This window comes from Nocardia sp. IFM 10818 (assembly GCF_054655275.1).
Genome location: NZ_BAAHJH010000001.1, coordinates 1,684,892 through 1,700,733 on the forward strand (window position 1 = coordinate 1,684,892; position 15,842 = coordinate 1,700,733).

Genomic DNA, 15,842 nt, shown 5'->3' on the forward strand with positions numbered 1-15,842 from the left:
GTCGGGGCGGTGCGCGAGACCGCGGCGGGCGAACAGCGCGTCGCGCTGACGCCCGATGACGTGGCGCGGCTGTCGGATCGGGGCGCGGCAATCGTGGTGGAGCGCGGCGCGGGCGCCCGCGCCGACTTCAGCGATGCCGACTACGCCGCCGCCGGAGCCGATCTGGTGCCCGGCCCCGAGCAGGTCTTCGACCGCTGCGATGTGGTCGCCTGGGTGAAACCGCCCGCCTACGACCTGGATTCGATGCCGCTGCGGCCCGGCCAGGTGCTGATCGGCTTCCAGGACCCGGTGCAGCGCGGCGATCGCATTGCCGCGCTGCGCGCGCGGGGCGTGGAATCGATTGCCTTCGAACGCATGTCGTACGACGCGCAGGCGGCGCAGCCGGATCCGCTGTCGGCCATGAGCCGCATCGCCGGCGGCGTCGCCTACCGGGAGGGTCGCGCGAAGCTGCCCGAGCGGGTCCGCACGCGCCGGGTCCGGGTGCTCGTACTCGGTTGCGGCCAAGCCGGACTCGCGGCCATTGCCGAGGCACGGGCCTGGGGCGATGAGCCGCCCGTCGCCATTGCCCATCGCGCGGAGCACCGGGCGACGGCCATGGCTCACGGCGCCCGGGACTGCCTGGTGCACCCGAGCCCGGCGGCGATCACCGGCTTGATCATCGACATGGACCCGGAACTGGTCATCTGCGCCGCCGGACAGCGCGGCACGCACGCGCCGCGACTGCTCGACCACACGGCTCTGGCCGCCCTCACCGCGGGCGCGGTGGTCGTCGACCTGACGGCCAAGGCGGGTGGCAACAGCGTGGCCACCGTGGCGAACTCCACCGTGCACCTGGACAATGGCGTGCTCGTCACGCATCGGTCGAACTACCCGTCGGCGGTGCCGCACACGGCCAGTCGCGCCTATGGGGCCGCGACCGCCGCCGCCATCCAGGAACTGCCGCCGCTGCGGAGCGGATTGGACTGGTCGGGCTTGCGGAATTGACACGGTAGGTCCTTAGGCTGGCGCAGGAAGTCATGATCGGAGCGATCGCGACGTCCTACTGTTTGAAATGCCCGGTCTGACCGGGATATCGGATACGAGGTCCGGTGGATGGCGCCTCCGCACCATTCACCGGACCGCCGGTCTCGGTTGAAAAAAGATCGCCGAAGATTCGCTGTATTCCCGGACCGGGGTGGTTCGATGTCCTGGTGGACCAGCGCACGGACCTTCGAGGCGCCATTGGCGGCCTCCTGCCGGAGTTGACCGAACTGCTGGAGCAGTTCGTCGCCATCCCGTCGATCGCCTTCCCGGACTATCCCGAGGAGAATGTGCGGCGCGCGCACGACCTGGTAGCCGAGGAATTGCGCAAATCGGGTGTCAGCGACCTACAGGTCTTGAACCTGCCCGATACCTCGCCCGTCGTGTACGGGCGGATTCCGGCCCCGCCGGGCGCGCCGACCGTACTGCTCTACGGGCATTACGACGTGCAGCCGTCCGGAGACGAAAGTCTTTGGCATACACCGCCGTTCACGCCGACCATGAAGGACGGGGCGATGTACGGGCGCGGGGCCGCCGACTGCAAGGCCAATGTGGTGGCGCATATCGGCGCGCTGCGGGCCTTCGGCGGGAAACCGCCGGTCGGCGTCACCATCGTCATCGAGGGGCAGGAGGAATACGGGTCGGCCTTCGACGACTACCCGGCGGAGAAGCCGGAGCTGTTCCAGGCCGACGCGCTGCTCATCTGCGATGCCGGCAATATCCGCGCGGGCACGCCCACCCTGGTGACCGCTCTGCGCGGCGTGGCCGATGTCTTCGTCGAGGTGCGCACGCTCGCCGGCCCGGTGCACTCGGGCCAGTTCGGCGGCGCCGCGCCCGATGCCCTGCTGGCGCTCATGGCCGCGCTGACCACCTTGCACGACGAGGACGGCAATGTGGCCGTCGCGGGCCTGCGCCGCGACACCTGGACCGGGGCCGACTACACCGAGGCCGAATTCGCCGAGATCACCGGCATGGCGCCGGGAATGCCCTTGCTCGGCACCGGCCCCATCGGTGAGCGCATATGGTACGGCCCGGCCATCACCGTCATCGGACTGGATGCCCCGCCCACGAAAACCGCTGCCTCCGCGGTGGTTCCGTACGCGCGTGCATATCTGAACGTGCGCGTGCATCCGGAACAGGATCCGGCCGAGGGGCAGCGGGCCGTCATCGAGCACCTGCGCAAGGTCAAGCCCTACGGCATCGAGCTCACCGTCACCGGCGGTGATGTGGGCGCCGGATTCGCCGCCGCCACGAACGGTCCCGCGTACGCGGCAATGCGCGAGGCCATGGGCAGGGCGTGGGGCGCCGAGGTCGTCGATTCGGCCATGGGCGGCTCCATTCCGCTGACCAATGCGATGGCCGCCGCCAATCCGGGGGCCGAGGTGCTCATGCTCGGCGTCGAGGATTCCCAGTGCAATATGCACGGCTTCAATGAGCGAGTCCTGTTGAGCGAGTTGGGCAATGTGGCGCTCGCGGAGGCCGAGTTCTTCCAACTCTTCGCGGACAGGATGCGCAAGTGAGCGATGCGACAGCGGTAGCGGATCCGGCGCCGGCCCGGCACGAGAAGAAGCGCTCGTTCCCCTCCACCTACACCATCCTCGCGGGTGTCAGCCTGGCGGTGTGGCTGGCGGCCTTCCTCATTCCGGCCGGTGCGTACAACCTGGACGACCAGGGGCGGCCGATCGCGGGGTCCTATCACCGGATCGAGCACACCAAGAGCTTCGTCGAGCGGCTGCGGGACCTGTTCCTCGCGCCGATCAACGGCCTCTACGGCGTGCAGGACGCGCAGACCGGGCAGGTCGGCCCGGATATGTCCGGTGAGTTGTACGGTGCGGCAGCGGTTTTCCTGTTCGTGCTCGCGGTGGGCGCGTTCATTACCGTGGCCTTCGCGACCGGGGCTCTGGACGCGGGAATCGGCCGGTTGGCCTACAAGCTGCGCGCCAAGGCCTTCCTGCTCATCGTCGGCATCATGGTGGTCTTCGCCATCGCGGGCACGGTGGAGGGCTTCGCGGAGGAGACCCTCGGGTTCTACGCACTGCTGGTGCCGCTCACCCTCGCCCTCGGCTACGACCGCATGACCGCGGTCGGCGCCATCATCTGCGGCGCAGGCATCGGCGTGCTGTGCTCGACGGTCAACCCGTTCGCCACCGGCACCGCCTCCTCCGCGGCCGAAATCCCCATTGGCGACGGCATTGTGCTGCGTGTGGCCATGTTCGTGGCGCTGACGGCCGTCACCGTCGGCTATGTGCTCTGGTACGCCCGCCGGGTGAAGAGCGATCCGGACAAGTCCTGGTCGGGCTGGCTGCCCGGGGACCGGGAGGTGAAAGCCGAAGAGCACGAACCGGATCCGATGACCGGGCGGCAGATCGCGGTGCTCTGGCTGGTGGCGCTCACCTTCGCGTTCATGATCTTCTCGATTATTCCGTGGGCCTCGGTGATCGCCGGTCCGGACGCGAAATCCTATCCATGGCAATTGGATTGGTTCTTCCCGGAGCTGACCGCGCTGTTCCTGGTGGGCGCGGTGGTGATCGGCCTGGTCGGCGGTCTCGGCGAGGGCAAGATGTCGGAGTCGGTCGGCAAGGGCTTCGGCGATTTCGTCGGCGCGGGCATCGTCATCGTGCTCGCGCGCGGCGTCACCGTCATCATGAACAACACCCAGATCACCGCCACGGTGCTGCACGCCCTGGAAGGCGTGGTCACCGGGACGTCCTCGGCGCTGTTCGCGGTCGGGATCTTTCTGGTGAACGTCCCGCTCGCCTTCCTCATCCCGTCCACCTCCGGACATGCCACGCTGGCCATGCCGATCATGGCTCCGCTGGCCGACTTCGCCAATGTGCCACGGTCATTGGTGGTGACGGCCTGGCAGTCGGCGTCCGGCTGGGCCAATCTGGTCACGCCGACGACCGCCGTCGTGACCGGTGGCATCGCCCTGGCGAAGGTGCGCTACGACCGGTACGTCAAGTTCGTCGCACCGCTCATGGCAATCCTGTTCGTCCTGATCTGCGTCTTCCTGGCCGTGGCGGCCTGGATCGGCTGAGCCTCAGGACAGGTGCACCGTGCTCAGGACAGCTGCACGACGGCCGTGGCCCGCCCGAAGATCTTGCGGCCGTTGTGCAGTGCGGTGAGCGCGACGGTCGCGGTGTGCGCATCGGGATCCACGGATTTGACCCGGCCGCTGAATTCGACGCTGCTGGGCCGGTCGTCGGCCACATAGACCGGGCTGGTCATGCGGACGCTGTACTGCCGCAGCGCACCGGGATCGCCCAGCCACGAGGTGATGAACCCGGCCCCGTAGGCCATGGTCAGCATGCCGTGCGCGACCACCCCGCGCTCCAGCCCGAACAGGCGGGCGGCGTCGATGTGCCAGTGAATGGGATTCGGATCCTCGGCCACCCCGGCGTAGTGCACCAGATCGCCGAGCGCCACGCTGACCGTGCGGCCGGGTAGCTCGTCCCCGGCCGCCACCGAATGCAGGGCGCGGGCATGCGTGCTCCAGTGCGCGCCGACGGCGGGCCGCCAGGTGGGGAGCTCGATCAGCCGTTCCCGCGGCGGCTGCGGCCCGCTGCGCACGATGCCGGCCAGCAGCGCGGTGGTCCCGGTGTCCGCGGCGACCCGCCCGGAGCGGGCGATGAGGCTGGTGCGCGTGGTGACCACGGCCTCGTCGAGCTGGTTGGTCACCGCGATCTCGATGACCAGCAGATCGCCGCCGAAGGCCTGCCGGAACGAGTGCAGCGACAGATTGGCGGTGAGCCGGTCGCCCACCACGATCGGGCGGTGGAATTCGTAGACCTGGTCGGTCTGCACCGAGGCGGTGAGGTCGTAGCCGGCGAGGATCTCGGTGAGCGCGCGCCGGGCCATGCCGCCGAGCAGGCAGGTGAAGGTGGGCGAGGCGGTGGTGGCCGCGTAGCCGAAGTCCTTGGCGGCCTGATCGTTCCAATGGATCGGATGGAAATCCTGCACCGCCCCCGCGTACTCCCGGACCTTCTCCCGGCCGACCTCGTAGAAGTCGTCCACCCGATATCGCCGGCCGACCACCGAGCGCGCATGGGCCGCCGGATCGAATGGCGTTTCGAAGCTGGTATCGATGCTGCGCACGTGTCCGTCCCCTCGTTCAGGCTTCAGGGTGAAGGCGGCCGTCCCAATTTGAAGCGGCTGCTTGGTTATCGGGATCGATCGCCGAACCGTATCCGTGTGAGGCCCCTTCCGGGGCGGAAATCCGGTTGGTCATAGCTCTGCTCTATGGGTGCATCGACCCGAAGCCGCTACCGGACAGCAACCGATAGGCGAAAAGTAAGGGGTGACCGAATTCCCGAGGAAACCAGGACACCATGTACACCTTGCTCTTCGCACTCGTTCTGCTGTGCGTGCTGGCGGTGGTCCGCGACCGGCCGCGCCGGTACGCCATGTCGCTCTGCTCGGCGACCCTCGCCCTGTCCGTGCTGGCCTTCCTGCCGCACGTCATCGACCACCGATTCAGCCTCGGCCTGTAAGCCGACCATCCAGGAGAAAGCTCCCATGACCACCTTCGCGATTCCCGCCACCGAAACCGGCCGCGGTACCACCGAGTCCGCCGCCACCGGCCTGTCGCATCGGCTCGGTCTGTGGTTCGCGCACCTCTATGTGATCGGCATGTGCGCCACCCTGGCCGGCGCCTACACCTTCCAGTTCGGCCTCTGGGAGTATCCCTGCCCGATGTGCCTGATGCAACGAATGTTCTTCCTGCTCAGCGCCATCGGACCGGTCTGGATCATCGTCCGCTCCCGCACCGGGACGGTCACCACCCGGGAATTCGCCACCGGCTGGGGCTGGGCCGTGCTCGCCGCCGTACTCGGCAGCTTCGTCTCACTCGCCCAGGTCCTCATGCACATCGCGCCCGATGACCCCGGCTACGCCGGCGCCCTGTTCGGCTTGCACCTCTACACCTGGGCTTTCATCACCTTCGTCGCCGCCGTGATCGCCGCGGGCATCATGCTCTTCCTGACCCAGTTCACCGAACCCGGTGTGGTGGCCGCCACCTCCAAGGCGCTGGCGCGGGCCGCCAGAATCACCCCCGCCATCCTGATCGCCTTCGCCGCCACCAATCTGATCGCCTGCTTCTTCCTGCAGGGCCTGCACTGGAAGATGACCGGTGACCCCACCGGCTACCAGTTCTTCACCGACCTCGGTTGGTGAACCGCCGGCAAAGCACCGCTCGCCGCACCGGAATCCGGTGCGGCGAGCGCGGTCGTGTCCGGTCAGGCGGTCGCCGCGTCCCGGACCAGTGCGGTGTCGGCGAACTGTTCGAAGCGGACGATCAATCCGCCGCGCACCGTGAAATGGTGCGCCACACGGACATTCAGGGGCTTGCCGGTGTCCTTGTGGGTGGCGGTGTAGCGGGCCAGCACCACGACGTGTTCGCCGTCGACGATGTAGGTGTCGTCGTGGGCGGTCCAATCGGACCAGTCGGCGCCGAGTTTCTCCATGACGTTCGAGGTGACGCCCTGCGGGGTGCGATAGGTGCCCGCCAGCGGGAATCCGGCCATCTCGGTCCATTCCACATCGGAGGCGAGCGTCTGCCGCAGCGCCGCCAGATCGCCGGCGGCCGAGGCCAGGTACTGGCGGCGGACCACGGCGGCGGGGGAGTGGTCGTCGATCGTGTTCAGCCCCATGTCATCTCACCCTTCGCGACCTTGGTGCCCAGGCTCGCGGCCAGCTGCAGGCCGTCGGTCGGATAGGCGGCCAGCAGGGTGGCCTCCGCGGCGGCGGCATCGGGGGAGTCGGCGACGGCCTTCTCGAACAGGCGCAGGTAGTCGCGGGTGTGATGAATGGCGGTGAGGTCCGTGGGCGTGCCGGCGAGGCGGTGGCCGGCGGCCACGAAGGCGGGTTGCAGCGCTTCCAGTTCGTCGAGGGCGCGGATCCAGGCGGCGCGCTGCGCCACGGTCGGCGTATCGGCGGTCCACACGTGCAGGCCCTCGAAGAGCAGAACGCCGCCGAGGACGGCGCGCCCGGCCGGGTCGTAGACGTACCAGGCGCGGTCGCCCAGTTCGGTGCTGCCCCGGCGGATTTCCAGCGTGACGCCGTCCACGGTCAGGGTGGGCGCGGTCAGCGGCGTGATGTCCACCAGCCGGGTGGGCAGGTTGGTCCCCAGTCGCGACCACGCCTGCAACTTGCCCGCATAGCTGGCGCGGATGTGCTCGATCACGTCGACGGGTGCCAGGAACGTCGCTTCCGGGAAGGAGTCGGCAATGATCTCCGCGCCGAAGTAGAAGTCCGGATCGCCGCCGGTGATCAGCACGGTGGTGAGCCGCTTGCCGGAGTCGAGCACCTCGGCGACGATGCGGTGTCCGTCGGCGCGGGTGAACCCGGCATCCACCACCAGGGCCTCCTGCGGACCCGTCACCAGCACGCTGGTCTTGTTCAGCGAGGAGTCGGCCGAATCGATGATGCGGTACTCGAGAGCGGTCATGGTATTTCCCTTCCAGCGAGTCGTTCAGGTCATTTTGTGGCCTTCGAGATCGACGTTAGGGCTGTGAGCAGCGCTTTTCACGGTCGATGCTGGACGTATCATGGTGAAAATGGGACAGACCCCGCAGGACGCCATTCGCGCGGTCCGCTATGCGCCGCCACCCGGGGTGACCGGGGAGATCGAGCTCACCTCCCTGGCCCGCATGCGCGAGCGCGGCGGGCCGGACGAGTTCCGGACACCGCAACGCCTGGAATTCGATGTGCTGATCCGTATCGAGAACGGTACGGCCGTGCACACCGTCGATTTCACCGAGTACCGGCTGGGGGGGCGACCTGCTCTGGATCCGGGCCGGGCAGGTGCAGCAGTGGGGCGCCATCGCGGCTATCGACGGGCCGGTGCTGCTGTTCACCCCCACCGCCGTCGACCCCGGAACCCGGGAGCTCATCCGATCCGCCGGAGTGGTCACCCCGAACCACTGGCCGTCCGCGGCGCTGGCGCGCAGTGCCGCGGGCCCGGTGCTCGACGCACTGCACGGCTCCGGCGCGGTCCCGGATGAACTGCCCGGCACCGGTCTTCGCGATGCCGCCCGCGTCCGGCTGCTCTGTGCCGCGCTCCTGCTGCTGATGACGGCCGTGCCCGCGGGCGGCGGCCGTCATGCGCGGCCGACGCGGGAGGCGTTCATCTGGTTCCGCGAAGAGCTGGAGGTGGCCTTCCGCGCCCGCCATCAGGTCGCCGATTATGCCGCGCGGCTGGGCTATTCGACCCGGACCCTGAACCGCCTGGCGCGCGAGAACACTGGGCTCAGCGCCAAGCAGATGATCGACGAGCGCATCGTCCTGGAGGCCAAGCGCCTGCTGGCCCACGGCCGGGACCCGGTCGCGCGCATCGCCGATCAACTCGGCTTCGACGACGCCTCCAACTTCTCCAAGTACTTTCAGCAGCGGGCGGGCGTGACCCCCATGGCCTTTCGCGAGCGCACCCGGACCGGTGTCAGCTGACGGGCCGCTCGCCGCCCGGTTCGACCAGCGTGCGCCAGGCCAGTTCCAGCTGCGCGGCCATATCGATGCCCGGATCGATCAGCCAGCGTGACTGCAAACCGTCGGCGAGGGCCAGGAACATGGTGGCCGTGGCCTCGGGATCGAGGTGCGCGGGCACCTCGCCGGTCTCCTGTAAGCGCCGCAGGAAGCGGACGAAGCCCTCGGCGCTGCGCCGGTAGTGCTCGCGCATGTAGTCGTGGGCCGGGTGGCGGGGATCGGCCGCGGCGGCCTGCATGTGCGTGAAGAGCTCGATCAGCCCGGGCACCCGGGCGTTGCGGTGGATGATGCCGATGAGAGCCTCGGGCGTGGGCTCGCCGGCCGCGGCGGCCGCATCGATCTCGTCGCGCTTGCGCAGGATGGCGACGAACAGCTCTTCCTTGGACCCGAAGTAGTGCAGCAGCCCGCTCTGGCTCAGGCCGACGGCCGCCGCCAGTTCGGCCACCGAGGTGGCGAGAAAGCCCCGTTCGGCAATGGTTTTCAGCGCGGCCTCGAGGATCTGCTCGCGCCGCTCGATGCCTTTGCCGTAGGGACCGCGTTTCGCCACCGTCCGAGTGTAAGCACTGCCGGGGCGGCCGTTGCCCTCGAAAACCGAGCGTTGTACGGTTTTCGATATGAGATGCCGTCGCCGCAGTCTTGCCCTCGTCGCCCTCGCCGTCGCCGCCGCGCTCGCGCAGACCGCCGCACCCGCGTCCGCCGCGCCGGAACCGCCCGCGCGGGTCGCACCGCTCGGGGACGACTTCCTGTGGGGCGTGGCGGCCTCGGGCTTCCAGTCCGAAGGTCATGCGCCCGACAGCAACTGGACGCGCTATATCGCGGAGGGGAAAACCCCGGACCCGTACCGGGATTCGATTGACTTCCACTCGCGGTATCGCTCGGATATCCGGCTCGCCGATGAGCTGGGCGTGGGCGTCTACCGGATCGGCGTCGAATGGGCGCGGGTGCAGCCGCAACGCGGTGCCTGGGACGAGAACGGGCTGCGGTTCTACGACGACGTGCTGAGCGCGATCACCGCCGCGGGCATGCGCCCCATGATCACCCTCGACCACTGGGTGTACCCGGGCTGGGAGGCCGATCGCGGCGGCTGGACCAACCCGGGCATCGTCGCCGACTGGCTGGCCAATGCCCGCGTGGTCGTGGATCGCTTCGCGAAATACGACCCGCTCTGGGTCACCTTCAACGAACCCGTCATGTACATGGCGAACGAGATCATGCACGGCGGTCTGCCCGCGACCGCGCTGCCCGTCATGCGGGAGCGGATCGGGCAGGCGCACAACGACATCTACGACTACATCCACCGGGTGCACCCCGGCGCGATGGTCACCAGCAATGTCGCCTATGTGCCCGCGGCCGAGGACGCGGTCAACGGCCCGCTCATGAGCGCCATCGCCGGCCGGCTCGACTACATCGGCATCGATTACTACTACGGCATGTCACCGGACGACCCGCGCGCGATCGGCCCGGAGCTGTGGAAGAACACCCTGCAGCCCGAGGGCATCTACTTCGCGCTGCGGCACTATTCGCGCGTGTTCCCGGGCAAGCCGCTCTATATCGTCGAGAACGGCATGCCCACCGAAAACGGCCTGCCCCGCCCGGACGGCTACACCCGCGCCGACGACCTGCGCGACACCGTGTACTGGATCCAGCGCGCCAAGGCCGATGGCATGAACGTCATGGGCTACAACTACTGGAGCCTCACCGACAACTACGAATGGGGTTCCTACACACCCCGTTTCGGCCTCTACACCGTCGACGTGCTGACCGATCCCGCGCTGACCCGCCGCCCCACCGACGCGGTCCCGGCCTATACCGAGATCACCCGCGCCGGCGGTGTTCCCGCGGACTACCGGCCCACCCGCGCCCCCAAGGACTGCTCACTGGTCGATGCTCTCGACAGCTGCCTCGACGGCGTAGCGGTACCGCGCTGATCGGCGCGAACAGAGCGCCGGGAACCCGCGGCTCATCAGGACACGGGTGACCCGGGGATCGCGCACCCCGTCCGTGGACGGGGTGCGCGGTCGTTTCAGCGCAGGGCCGGCAGCACTTCGCGCTCGAAGAGTTCGATGCCGGAGGTGTCGTAGGCGGCCTCGGGGAAGTTGAAGATGGAGTACGACAGGCCGAGATCACGGACGCGGCCGATCCGTTCGACGATCTGCTCGGGTGTGCCGACGGCGGGGGAGGTGCGGAACATGGAGTCCACCCAGCCCTTGGCCGTTTCCGCGCCGGCGACGGGGGCGAGGCGGTCGATCAGGGCGGCGAGGCGCTGTTCCACCTCGGCCTCGGTGGCGCCGACGACCGCGTTGAAGTTGGCGCTGCGGGTGATGGCGTCGAAATCGGTGCCGACCTCGGCGCAGTGACCGCGCAGCAGGTCGGACTTGCGGGCGAACTCCTCCGGCTCGGCCGAGAAGTTGGTGTACCGCGCGTATTTGGCCGCGATGCGCAGCGTCACCTTCTCGCCGCCGCCCGCGACCCAGATCGGAATGCCGCCCTCCTGCAAGGGAAGCGGCCGCACAATGGCCCCATTGACCTGGTAGTGCTTGCCGTCGAGGGTGGCCGAGCCGGTGGTCCAGGCCTGCTTGAAGATCTGCACGCCCTCGTCGAGCCGGGCCAGGCGCTCACCGGCGGGCGGGAATCCGTAACCGTAGGCGCGCCATTCGTGCTCGTACCAGCCGGCGCCGATGCCCATCTCGACGCGGCCGCCGGAGATGAGGTCGACCGTGGCGGCGACCTTGGCGAGATAGGCCGGATTGCGGTAGCTGATGGCGGTACACATCTGACCGAGCCGCACCCGCGAGGTGGTGGCGGCGAAGGCCGACATGAGCGTCCACGCCTCGTGCGTGGCCTCCTCGGTCGGCACCGGCACGGTGTGGAAGTGGTCGTACACCCAGAGCGACTCCCAGGCGTCGTTGTCGTCGGCGCGCTGGGCGAGACCGCGCATCACGTCCCACTGTGCGGCCGGGTCGATCCCGACGAGATCGAGCCGCCAGCCCTGCGGGATGAAAATGCCGAATCGCACGAGTTTTCTCCTGTCGTCCGTGAATCCCGAGCTTGTGGCTCAGGGGGTATCGGTGGTCGGGGCGGGTAGGTCGGTGGGGGAGAGCACTTTCCGCAGCGCGGACGCCACGGTGTCGAGTTCTCCGCTGTCGAGTCTGCCCCCGAAGCGGCGTTCGATGCCCGCCACATAGTGCGGAGCCGCCGCGCGGAAGCGGCGGCGGCCCTCCTCGGTAATGCTGACGAAGGCCGAGCGCCCGTCGTCAGGGTTGGATTCACGCCGAACCAAACCCTGTGCTTCCAATTCGGTGACCAGCCGGCTCACCCGGGTGCGGCTGAGCACCACCCGCTCGCCCAGATCGCTCATCCGCAGCCGTTGCGGTCCATCGAGCTCCAGCAGGACGTCGTACCAGCTCAGCGGCAGTCCGGTGGCGCGGCGCAGTTCGGCGTCGAGTTCGGGGACCAGCCTGGCGTGCACCTGGAGCAGGGCGGCCCAGGCGCCGACGGCGGGATGGGATCGGTTCGGCACGCCTCGATCATAGCCACTTGCGTGCGCGCGCACGTAGTTGATAGCGTGCGCACGCACATAAATTCGTGCCAGGAAAGGAAATCCCATGACCGCGTTGATCACTCGCGACGAACTGGCCAAGGAGATCGAGGCCGGATCGGTCATCGTGCTCGATGCCCTCGGCGGCGAGTACTACGCCAGGCAGCATCTGCCCGGCGCACTCGCCCTGGTCGAGGCCGAGGTGGAAGCCCGGGCGCCCGAACTGCTTCCGGACAAGACCGCGGCCGTCGTCACCTACTGCAGCAATGCGGCGTGCCCGAACAGCCAGAACGTGGCCACCAGGCTGGAGCGTCTGGGCTACACCAATGTCCGCAAATACCGTGACGGCATCGAGGATTGGGCCGGGGCTGGGTTGCCGCTGGAGAGCTGATCCATTGTCCCAGACACGTTAGGATGGCGGTCAGTTCCTGTTCTCTCCTTCGAACGCAAAGGGCTCGACGATGAGCACGATCGAACTGACCGCACCCGACGGCCCCATCGAGGCGCTACTGGAAGTCCCCGCCGGGAACGGGCCGTGGCCGGGCGTCGTGGTGCTGCACGACGGGACGGGCATGGGGGCGGACGTGGCCCGGACGACCCGGATGCTCGCCGACCACGGCTACCTGGCCATCGCCCCGAATCTGTTCTCCCGCGGCCGGGTTCGCTGCGTTCCGAGCATGATGCGCGAGATCATGGGCAACCGCGAAGGGCAGACCACCCGGGACATCCTCGCCGCCCGCGAGCACCTGATCGCCGACGGGCGGTGCACCGGCGGCGTCGCCGTCGCCGGATACTGCCTGGGCGGCGGCTTCGCACTGCTGGTGGCTCCCAAGGGTTTCGACGCCGCCGCACCCTTCTACCCCTCGGGCCGCGGCAACTACGAGGAGTTCCTGCGCGGCTCCTGCCCGATCGTGGCCAGCTACGGGGCCCTCGATCCGCTCAACCCGGGCCGCGGGCGCAGGCTCGAGCGCGTGCTGACGGAGTACGGCATCGACCACGACGTGAAGACCTATCCGGGGGTCACGCACTCTTTCGCCAATCAGTTGCCGGTCGAGCCACTGCTGCGCGTCACCGGTCTCGGCTACAGCGAGGAGGCGACCGCGGATGCCTGGTCGCGCATCTTCGCCTTCTTCGAGACCCACCTGTCCGCCGGCCGCCCGCCCGGCGAGCAGACGGTGTGACCGAACCGCGGCCGGGTCAGGCGTTGCGGCCGCGGGCGACCAGCGCGAGGCACCCGACCACCGCGGCCGCGAGCGCCAGGAACATCGCCGGATAGCCGAGACCGGCATCCTCGTGCAGCACCGCCATGATGGCGGGCACGGCGAAGCCGAGGTAGCTCACCGAGTAGAAGACGGCGGTCAGGCCCGCGAGGTCGTCGGGGCGGGCCATGCGCTCGATTTCCACCAGCCCCGCGACCAGGCCGATGCCGTAACCCGCGCCCAGCACCATGGCGGTGGCGAAGGCCAGCCAGAGCGACAGGGTGGCGGAAGCCGCTGCGGCCAAGGCCATTCCGGCCAGCACCAGCGCCAGCGTCAGGACCGGGAGGCGGATGGTGCCCGGGCGGTCCAAGCGGCGGGCGGCGGATTGGATGCCGAAACCGCAGCCGAGGGTGACGACGGTGATCAAGGCCGAGAAGGCGATGGGAGCGCCGTGCACCTTGGGCATCATGAGGGTCGGCATGATGGCGTAAGCCGTTGCCGAACAGGCGAACAGCCACAGCGCGACGGGCAGCACGATAAGCCGGAAGCGGCGGTGCGCGATGGCCGGAATCTTCAGATCGTCCACGAGGCGGCCCGGGCGCGGTTGGGGGACGGCGGTTTCCGGCGTGCGCAGCAGCCACATCGCGGTGGCCAGGCACAGCGTGACATTGATCAGGTAGGGCAGTGTGCCCGGCCACGGGCCCCACTGCGCCAGCACACCGGCGACGCCCGCGCCGATGCCGAACCCGGCGGTCAGGCTCATGGCGGAGCGGCGAGCCCCGGTGCCGGAAGCGGTTTCGGGCGCGAACGGCGGTGAGGACAGCTCCTTGAGCCAGCTGCTGCCCACCGCCATGGCGAGGCCCAGCGCCACGCCGCTGAGCACGCGGCCCGCGGAAAGCATTGGCACGGAGGATGATCCGAAGGCCAGCAGCAGCGATCCGGCGGCCGCGATCAAGGGAGCCGGGCGCATGAGCGGGCGGCGGCCGTAGCGGTCCGACAGCGGACCGCCGATCAGCAGCGCCGGAATGATGCCGAGCACGTACTCGAACAGCAGCAGATCCACGGTGGCCAGCGGCAACCCGTCGCGCTTGTACATCACCAGCAGCGGAGTGAATTCGTTTCCGCCCCAGGCGATCGCGAAGATGGCCGCGGAGACGGCCGGCCAGGCGCGGGTGCGGGTGCGGGTGCGGGTTCCGGTCGCCGGGCTGCCGGCGACGGCCGGGGCGGCCATTACAGTCCTCTCAATTCCACACCGTGCACATGCGTGAGGTGCTCGGCCAGGGCGGCCGCGAAGCCGGCGGTGTCCCCGGCCTCGATGAGATCCGCCAGGCGGGTGTGCTGGTCGATGATGCGCGCGGTGTCGATGGCGCCGTGCCGCAGCGCGACGCTGTTCATGCGCCGCTGCCGTTCCCGCAGCGAGTCGTAGAACCCGGCCAGTAGCGGATTGCCCGCGGCCACCACGAACTCGCGGTGGAAATCGGCGTCCACCACCGCGAACTCGTCGAGGTCGCCGGCCGCGGCCAGGGTGCGCTGCTTGTCGAGCGAGGCCCGCAGCGCCTTCATGACGGCTGTCCGATCGGTCTGCGCCAGCACGCGCACCGCGCCGGTCTCCACCGTGTACCGCGCCTGGGTCACGTGCTCGGCCTCGTGCGAGGGCACCGGCACCACCAGCGCGCCGCGCTTGGGGTAGAGCTTCATCCAGCCCTCGGTCTCCAGCCGTAGGAAGGCCTCCCGCACCGGGGTCCGCGAGGTGCCCAGCGCCTCGGCGATCTCGCCCTCGCTGATCAGTTCGCCCCCGGGCAGGGCCCCGCTCAGGATGCGTTCCTTGACCTCGCGGTAGGCGCGCTCGGCGGCTGAATACGTCTTAGACACAAGTTGCATCCTAGGCACGTACCGCACGGTATTCACTGGACTGTGGTCGGCTTCACCCGCGGCGGGAACTGCGGTAGCCTGCCTGCACTTGCGTCGGGCGCCGGGTTCCGGCGATGATTCTCTCTACTGGCGCTGCGCCAATACGTGAGCGGCGCCGAATGACAGACATGGAGGTCCGCATGACGACTGAAGCCGCCCCGCCGCTGCACGAGATCATCAACGGCGCGATGGAGGCCACCATCCCCGTCGTGCACAACATGGGTGTCAAGGCGACCGAGGTGCGCCCCGGCTATGCGGCCACCACGGTGCCGGCCGCGGGCAATGGCAATCACTTCGGCGTGATGTACGCGGGCGTGCTGTTCACCGTCGCCGAGGTGCTCGGCGGCGCGCTGGCCATTGCCAGCTTCGATACCGCCAAGTTCTTCCCACTGGTCAAGGACTTGCACATCTACTTCCGCAAGCCGGCCGCCACCGATGTGAAGGCCGAGGCCACGCTCGCGCCGGAGGAGATCGCCCGCATCGCCGCCGAGGCGGAGGAGCAGGGCAAGTCCGACTTCACCCTGAAGGCCGTCGTCACCGACGCCAATGGCGTGGTGGTGGCGGAGACCGAGGGTCTGTACCAGCTGCGCGCCCACGGCAAGTAGGCCAAGGAGGCCCTGTCATCGTCTTGTCCCGTCGTTCCGGCGTGCCTGTGCACGCCGGAACCACAGAGTGTTGCTGTCGACCGGGCCGCG

The 15,842-nt window shown here is 68.9% G+C and carries 18 protein-coding genes; 10 read left to right on the forward strand and 8 right to left on the reverse strand.

Translation table 11 applies throughout. The features are described from left to right. The first annotated feature begins 9 nt into the window (after positions 1-9). From ACYQ5L_RS07450 to ACYQ5L_RS07460, 3 genes are all read left to right on the forward strand, one after another. Positions 10-984 carry a Rossmann-fold NAD(P)-binding domain-containing protein gene (locus ACYQ5L_RS07450; protein ID WP_459956544.1) on the forward strand — a complete coding sequence of 325 codons (975 nt, stop codon included), beginning with the start codon at positions 10-12 and terminating at the stop codon, positions 982-984. Between the two features lie 206 nt (positions 985-1,190). Continuing rightward, on the forward strand, positions 1,191-2,540 hold the full coding sequence (locus tag ACYQ5L_RS07455) for a M20/M25/M40 family metallo-hydrolase (protein ID WP_459956546.1): 1,350 nt from the start codon (positions 1,191-1,193) through the stop codon (positions 2,538-2,540). Continuing rightward, a complete protein-coding gene (locus ACYQ5L_RS07460) occupies positions 2,537-4,057 on the forward strand; it encodes a YfcC family protein (protein ID WP_459956548.1) in 1,521 nt (506 codons plus the stop codon). The genes ACYQ5L_RS07455 and ACYQ5L_RS07460 overlap by 4 nt, the downstream gene beginning before the upstream one ends. 23 nt (positions 4,058-4,080) lie before the next feature. On the opposite strand, the gene ACYQ5L_RS07465 is transcribed toward ACYQ5L_RS07460, so the two are convergent. Then, a complete protein-coding gene (locus ACYQ5L_RS07465; protein WP_459956550.1) occupies positions 4,081-5,115 on the reverse strand; it encodes a fused (3R)-hydroxyacyl-ACP dehydratase subunits HadA/HadB in 1,035 nt (344 codons plus the stop codon). A gap of 233 nt (positions 5,116-5,348) precedes the next feature. On the opposite strand from ACYQ5L_RS07465, the gene ACYQ5L_RS07470 reads away from it, so the two are divergent. Together ACYQ5L_RS07470 and ACYQ5L_RS07475 are read left to right on the forward strand one after the other, a co-directional pair. Next, a complete protein-coding gene (locus ACYQ5L_RS07470) occupies positions 5,349-5,510 on the forward strand; it encodes a hypothetical protein (protein ID WP_459956552.1) in 162 nt (53 codons plus the stop codon). A 25-nt stretch (positions 5,511-5,535) separates the two neighbouring features. Beyond that, positions 5,536-6,192 carry a disulfide bond formation protein B gene (locus ACYQ5L_RS07475; RefSeq protein ID WP_459956554.1) on the forward strand — a complete coding sequence of 219 codons (657 nt, stop codon included), beginning with the start codon at positions 5,536-5,538 and terminating at the stop codon, positions 6,190-6,192. Positions 6,193-6,254: 62 nt separating this feature from the next. On the opposite strand, the gene ACYQ5L_RS07480 is transcribed toward ACYQ5L_RS07475, so the two are convergent. Further along, a complete protein-coding gene (locus tag ACYQ5L_RS07480) occupies positions 6,255-6,668 on the reverse strand; it encodes a nuclear transport factor 2 family protein (protein ID WP_459956556.1) in 414 nt (137 codons plus the stop codon). After that, positions 6,659-7,465, reverse strand: a complete 807-nt coding sequence (locus ACYQ5L_RS07485) for an MBL fold metallo-hydrolase (RefSeq protein WP_459956558.1) — start codon at positions 7,463-7,465, stop codon at positions 6,659-6,661. The genes ACYQ5L_RS07480 and ACYQ5L_RS07485 overlap by 10 nt, the downstream gene beginning before the upstream one ends. Positions 7,466-7,821: 356 nt before the next feature. On the opposite strand from ACYQ5L_RS07485, the gene ACYQ5L_RS07490 reads away from it, so the two are divergent. Then, entirely contained in the window at positions 7,822-8,463 is a 642-nt protein-coding gene (locus ACYQ5L_RS07490) for a helix-turn-helix domain-containing protein (RefSeq protein ID WP_459956560.1), read from the forward strand. Here the strand turns inward: ACYQ5L_RS07490 and ACYQ5L_RS07495 are convergent. Further along, positions 8,456-9,046, reverse strand: coding sequence for a TetR/AcrR family transcriptional regulator (locus ACYQ5L_RS07495; RefSeq protein ID WP_459956562.1), 591 nt, complete (start codon positions 9,044-9,046; stop codon positions 8,456-8,458). The two genes, ACYQ5L_RS07490 and ACYQ5L_RS07495, sit on opposite strands and share 8 nt — an antisense overlap. Positions 9,047-9,113: 67 nt before the next feature. On the opposite strand from ACYQ5L_RS07495, the gene ACYQ5L_RS07500 reads away from it, so the two are divergent. After that, positions 9,114-10,427, forward strand: a complete 1,314-nt coding sequence (locus ACYQ5L_RS07500; protein WP_459956564.1) for a family 1 glycosylhydrolase — start codon at positions 9,114-9,116, stop codon at positions 10,425-10,427. Positions 10,428-10,522: 95 nt separating this feature from the next. Here the strand turns inward: ACYQ5L_RS07500 and ACYQ5L_RS07505 are convergent, their stop codons facing one another. Both ACYQ5L_RS07505 and ACYQ5L_RS07510 read right to left on the reverse strand, forming a co-directional pair. Beyond that, on the reverse strand, positions 10,523-11,515 hold the full coding sequence (locus ACYQ5L_RS07505) for an LLM class F420-dependent oxidoreductase (RefSeq protein WP_459956566.1): 993 nt from the start codon (positions 11,513-11,515) through the stop codon (positions 10,523-10,525). 39 nt (positions 11,516-11,554) lie between these two features. Further along, positions 11,555-12,019, reverse strand: a complete 465-nt coding sequence (locus ACYQ5L_RS07510) for a MarR family winged helix-turn-helix transcriptional regulator (RefSeq protein ID WP_459956568.1) — start codon at positions 12,017-12,019, stop codon at positions 11,555-11,557. Between the two features lie 85 nt (positions 12,020-12,104). Between ACYQ5L_RS07510 and ACYQ5L_RS07515 the strand changes: the two genes are divergently transcribed. Beyond that, positions 12,105-12,428, forward strand: coding sequence for a rhodanese-like domain-containing protein (locus ACYQ5L_RS07515; protein WP_459956570.1), 324 nt, complete (start codon positions 12,105-12,107; stop codon positions 12,426-12,428). A gap of 70 nt (positions 12,429-12,498) precedes the next feature. Beyond that, positions 12,499-13,218, forward strand: a complete 720-nt coding sequence (locus ACYQ5L_RS07520) for a dienelactone hydrolase family protein (RefSeq protein ID WP_459956572.1) — start codon at positions 12,499-12,501, stop codon at positions 13,216-13,218. 16 nt (positions 13,219-13,234) lie between these two features. Here the strand turns inward: ACYQ5L_RS07520 and ACYQ5L_RS07525 are convergent, their stop codons facing one another. Next, positions 13,235-14,467, reverse strand: coding sequence for an MFS transporter (locus ACYQ5L_RS07525; protein WP_459956574.1), 1,233 nt, complete (start codon positions 14,465-14,467; stop codon positions 13,235-13,237). After that, the gene (locus ACYQ5L_RS07530) at positions 14,467-15,117 is read right to left on the reverse strand and encodes a GntR family transcriptional regulator (protein ID WP_459956576.1); all 651 of its coding nucleotides are present in this window, start codon (positions 15,115-15,117) and stop codon (positions 14,467-14,469) included. Before ACYQ5L_RS07530 ends, ACYQ5L_RS07525 begins: the two co-directional genes overlap by 1 nt. 170 nt (positions 15,118-15,287) lie before the next feature. On the opposite strand from ACYQ5L_RS07530, the gene ACYQ5L_RS07535 reads away from it, so the two are divergent. Then, positions 15,288-15,752 carry a PaaI family thioesterase gene (locus ACYQ5L_RS07535; protein WP_459956578.1) on the forward strand — a complete coding sequence of 155 codons (465 nt, stop codon included), beginning with the start codon at positions 15,288-15,290 and terminating at the stop codon, positions 15,750-15,752. Positions 15,753-15,842: the final 90 nt, after the last annotated feature.

Excerpts from the sequence above, each read along its gene's own strand:
- ACYQ5L_RS07470 (WP_459956552.1), top strand. The coding sequence starts at position 5,349 with ATGTACACCTTGCTCTTCGCACTCGTTCTGCTGTGCGTGCTGGCGGTG.
- ACYQ5L_RS07475 (WP_459956554.1), top strand. The coding sequence starts at position 5,536 with ATGACCACCTTCGCGATTCCCGCCACCGAAACCGGCCGCGGTACCACC.
- ACYQ5L_RS07480 (WP_459956556.1), bottom strand. The coding sequence starts at position 6,668 with ATGGGGCTGAACACGATCGACGACCACTCCCCCGCCGCCGTGGTCCGC.
- ACYQ5L_RS07485 (WP_459956558.1), bottom strand. The coding sequence starts at position 7,465 with ATGACCGCTCTCGAGTACCGCATCATCGATTCGGCCGACTCCTCGCTG.
- ACYQ5L_RS07500 (WP_459956564.1), top strand. The coding sequence starts at position 9,114 with ATGAGATGCCGTCGCCGCAGTCTTGCCCTCGTCGCCCTCGCCGTCGCC.
- ACYQ5L_RS07515 (WP_459956570.1), top strand. The coding sequence starts at position 12,105 with ATGACCGCGTTGATCACTCGCGACGAACTGGCCAAGGAGATCGAGGCC.
- ACYQ5L_RS07520 (WP_459956572.1), top strand. The coding sequence starts at position 12,499 with ATGAGCACGATCGAACTGACCGCACCCGACGGCCCCATCGAGGCGCTA.
- ACYQ5L_RS07525 (WP_459956574.1), bottom strand. The coding sequence starts at position 14,467 with ATGGCCGCCCCGGCCGTCGCCGGCAGCCCGGCGACCGGAACCCGCACC.
- ACYQ5L_RS07530 (WP_459956576.1), bottom strand. The coding sequence starts at position 15,117 with ATGCAACTTGTGTCTAAGACGTATTCAGCCGCCGAGCGCGCCTACCGC.
- ACYQ5L_RS07535 (WP_459956578.1), top strand. The coding sequence starts at position 15,288 with ATGACGACTGAAGCCGCCCCGCCGCTGCACGAGATCATCAACGGCGCG.